This window comes from bacterium (genome assembly GCA_024228115.1).
Lineage (GTDB): Bacteria > Myxococcota_A > UBA9160 > UBA9160 > UBA6930.
Map to the genome: position 1 here is coordinate 1 of JAAETT010000350.1, position 1,374 is coordinate 1,374.

Here is a 1,374-nt window from a genome sequence, read left to right on the forward strand (position 1 = left end):
GCCGGCCCCGAAGGTCTCGCTTGCTACGCTGCCGAGGTGCGCGCGGATGCGACTACGCCCCGCGTGCGATCTGAAAAACCGCGTCTAGGAATTTATTCGGAAATGCTCCGAGTGCACCAGGGAAATCTCGCGCTAAAGCCTCGAAGGCACTCGAGAAATCGCCTTCCGCTACGACGAAGGTCGTATGGCCGGTTACATTACAACAGGTTCAGGTATTTCGATCCTGCGACTGGTCGGTACATCAACGCGGATCCGATCGGGCAGCTCGATGGGTCGAACGTTTTTCGATATTCGCATAACGATCCCGTGAACCTGGCTGACCCGAGTGGCTTGTTTATTGGATTCGTGGTCCGACTGGTTCTGACTCCATTCATAGGTGCCACGAATGCTGGCGGAGCGGGAGCCGTGGCCGGCACGTTCGGAGGGGGGGGCGTCAGCTGTGGCCAGCGCCTTCGGGGTGGGTCCATCGCTTTCGCCAAACCTTCAAGCAGCGAATACAGCAATCCAGCTCGGCGGTGGACTTTCAGGGAAAGCTCTGGCGGGAGCGCTCGCGGCGCAGGGCAGCCCAATCGGAGCAGTAGCGGTCGCCGCCGTGGGTGGCTTCTCCTTTGGCATGGGCTTGAATAGCCTATTCAACCAGTTGACAGGGACCACGCTAGGTGACTTAGCGTTCGACTACTTGAATCCACCCGAACCCCCGGGTGGTCAGTGTCAATAAGAAGGGCTGTGAGATGAATCGGCAACCGAACCCTCTTCACGTTGTTCTGTCCCGCTCGGATGTAGTTCTTGCAGTCGGTTGGATGGTTGTTTTTCTCACTCTGATATGCGTGGGGGCGTTCGGGCGAGACCATTGGTTCGTCGAGAAAGTGGTGGTCGGTCCATACGGGGTATTGGGGGTGTTGTGGGCCTCCGTCTGGCTTTTCGTCGGGTTGAAACTCGATCTGATAAAGAAGAAATACCTAGAGAGATGAAACGGGCCCCACCCAAAGGCGGGAGGAGAACCCCCTAGCCAATCGCCCGTTTTCTCCTCCGAATCGCTGAGGCGATGACCTTGGCCACGGCTTCCTTTGACTTGTCCACAGCCTCACCAGCTTCACCCTGTACCCCCGAACCGTCACGGGTGTGTGCGATTGCGGTTTTGGGATAGGCTCTAACCTGAACTATGCACGAAAGTTGGCTGAGAACCTGGCTTTCCACGGTTTCGGCGTGCGGCGCGGCGATTGACGCTGACGGATTGCTGGCTCTTCAGGAGGCGGACGTACTCGCGGAGCTGGCGGATTTCGATGTCGCGTTCCGTGATCGCGGCGTCGCGCTTCTCGATTTCGGCATCACGTTCGAGGAGAATTGCCTGCAGTTTCTCTGCATCGCCCGGAA

Annotated in this window: 2 protein-coding genes; both read left to right on the forward strand. The window is 58.2% G+C overall.

The window, feature by feature from the left end; translation table 11 throughout:
* On the forward strand, nucleotides 1-627 hold a 627-nt coding region (locus GY937_15350), incomplete at its 5' end, for an RHS repeat-associated core domain-containing protein (protein ID MCP5058081.1).
* A 607-nt stretch (nucleotides 628-1,234) separates the two neighbouring features.
* The coding region (locus GY937_15355) for a hypothetical protein (GenBank protein ID MCP5058082.1) at nucleotides 1,235-1,374 on the forward strand (140 nt) is incomplete at its 3' end.